We start from the raw sequence: 2,565 nt of genomic DNA, 5'->3' as shown, positions 1-2,565 counted from the left end.
ACCGTGGACCACGCACTGGGCGGCCGCCTTGCCGCACGTGCGCTGCTGGACCATAAGCATCGCGACATCGCCGTGATTGCAGGTCCTTCGCGACTCGCCGACAGCGTGGCCCGTATCAACGGCTTCATGGATGAATTGCAGCAGAACGGCATCGATACCGGCAAGATGTGGGTGGCCGAGAGCGACTTCTCGCCAGCTGGCGGCTGGGCTGCGGCCAAAGAGCTGGTCGAATCCGGCCATCGCTGCAGCGCGCTGTTCTGCGCCAACGATGAAATGGCGGTCGGCGCGCTGTCCTATTTCCAGGAGGCGGGCATTCGCGTACCGCATGATCTGTCCGTGATTGGCTATGACGATACGCCAAGCGCCGAGTTCTCTGCCCCGCGCCTGACGTCGGTGCACATGCCCTGGCGCGAGATGACGATGAATGGACTCAGCGCGTTGTTGAATCAATGCTATGACCTGAGGCGGCCGGTAACGCGCAGCTTCCCCGTCACCGTGACACTGCGCGCATCGCTGGCAAAGGCCGCCAGCACGGCCGTAAAACGTAAAGCTTCATGAAATGAGCGGCCTCCCGTGGGGCGGGCCGCTTTTTTTGAATTAAACTTGGAAACCTTTCCATACTTTGACCATGACGACTACTGACCGCACCGAACCCCAGGCGCCCAAGCGCAGCGACTTTGCCACGGACTTCCTGTGGGGCTGCGCTACTTCCTCCTACCAGATCGAAGGCGCAGGCTCCGAAGATGGGCGCGTTGAATCCATCTGGGACCGGTTCGCCGCCACGCCAGGCAAGGTGCGCGATGGCTCCAGCGGCGCAGTCGCCTGCGATCACTACCATCGCTGGCCGCAGGACTTCGCGATCGCACAGGATATGGGCTTGAATGCCTACCGCTTCTCGATTGCCTGGCCGCGCATCATCAACGAAGCGGGCAAAGTGAATGAGAAGGGCCTCGATTTCTATTCGGGCCTGGTGGACGGCATGCTGGAACGCGGCCTGGACCCATGGGCCACGCTGTATCACTGGGACTTGCCGCAGTATCTGCAGGACCGCGGCGGCTGGGAGTCACGCGAGACGGTGGACCGCTTCCTGGAGTTCGCCGACGTCATGTCGCGCCGCCTCGGCGACCGGGTGACGAACTGGATCACGCACAACGAGCCATGGTGTACCTCCATCCTCGGCAACTTCGAGGGCGTGCATGCGCCGGGCAAGCATGATCTGCATGCGGCGCTGCAGGTCTGCCACCACGTGCTTCTCTCGCATGGAAAAGCCGTGCCTCTGATCCGCGCCAACGTCCCGGATGCGCGCGTCGGTATTTCGCTAAGCCTTCATCCGGTGCGTCCGGCCAGTGCGAGTGCGGAAGACTGGGCTGCGATGGAGCGCCACGACGGCTTGCGCTATCGCTGGTTCCTCGATCCGCTGTTCGGCAAGGGCTACCCGGCCGAGACGATGGAGCGCCTGCGCGCTTCCGCACCGGACGTGCGACCAGGCGATCTGGAAGCCATGTCCGTCAAGACTGATTTCCTCGGTGTGAATTACTACTTCCCCGAGACTATCGCGAACGCACTGGGCCACGAGCCGCTGGATGCACGCGTGCTGCCGCCTCGCGGTTCGGATATCACGGCCATGGGCTGGGAAGTCGCGCCGGAGGGATTGACCGAGCTGCTGGTGCGCATCCAGCAGGACTACCAGCCCGGCGATATCTACATCACCGAGAATGGCTCCTGCTACGACGACACCGTCGAAGCGAATGGCGAAGTGCATGACGTGCAGCGCCGCCATTACCTGATGCGCCACCTGGACGCGCTGAAGGCCGCCATTGCAGCAGGCGTGCCGGTGAAAGGCTATTTCGCCTGGAGCCTGGTGGACAATTTCGAATGGGCCGAGGGCTATCTGCGCCGCTTTGGCCTTGTACACATTGAATACGCAACCCAGGAGCGCCGCCTGAAAGACAGTGGCAAGTGGTATCGCGCCTTCCTGAAATCGGAGAAATAAGAATGAAGAGACTGACCCTGGCGCTGGCCGTAGCGCTCGCACTTCCCGCCGTTGCCGCCCCGCTGAAGGACTGGCCGCATATCAAGAGCGCCATTGCGAAGGACGACGCGCTGGAGAAGCGCGTGCAGGAAATCGTGAGCAAAATGACGCTTGAGCAGAAAATCGGCCAGATGACGCAGCCGGAAATCAAGACCACCACGCCTGACGATGTGAAGCGCTACTACCTCGGCTCCGTGCTGAACGGCGGTGGCAGCTGGCCGAAAGGGAACAAGCACGCCAGCGCGAAGGACTGGCTGGACCTGGCGGAGGCCTACCACCAGGCCTCCATGTCGACTGATATGGCGGTGAAGGTGCCAGTCATCTGGGGGATCGACGCGATCCACGGCAACAGCAATATCTATGGCGCCACGCTGTTCCCGCATAACATCGGCCTCGGTGCGGCGCGCGATCCGAAACTGGCAGAAGAAATCGGCGCAGCCACCGGCAAGGCGGTACGCGCAACCGGCATCGCCTGGATCTTTGGTCCGACCATCGCTGTGGTGCGTGACGACCGCTGGGGACGTACCTACGAG

General features: G+C 62.4%; 3 protein-coding genes. All 3 read left to right on the top strand.

Going from position 1 to position 2,565, the window contains the following annotated elements; all coding sequences use genetic code 11:
• On the top strand, positions 1 to 558 hold a 558-nt coding region (locus AB4Z11_RS29125; RefSeq protein WP_442029311.1), incomplete at its 5' end, for a substrate-binding domain-containing protein.
• A 70-nt stretch (positions 559 to 628) separates the two neighbouring features.
• Complete coding sequence (locus AB4Z11_RS29120) at positions 629 to 1,993, top strand: GH1 family beta-glucosidase (protein ID WP_442029310.1); 1,365 nt, start codon at positions 629 to 631, stop codon at positions 1,991 to 1,993.
• Between the two features lie 2 nt (positions 1,994 to 1,995).
• Positions 1,996 to 2,565, top strand: a 570-nt coding sequence (locus AB4Z11_RS29115; RefSeq protein WP_442029309.1) for a glycoside hydrolase family 3 N-terminal domain-containing protein, incomplete at its 3' end; no start/stop codon positions are given.

Source organism: Pseudoduganella sp. RAF53_2 (assembly GCF_052113985.1).
In the GTDB taxonomy this organism is placed as follows: domain Bacteria; phylum Pseudomonadota; class Gammaproteobacteria; order Burkholderiales; family Burkholderiaceae_D; genus Rugamonas.
Note: the sequence above shows the minus strand (reverse complement) of the source record. Positions and strands in the feature narration are given on the sequence as shown.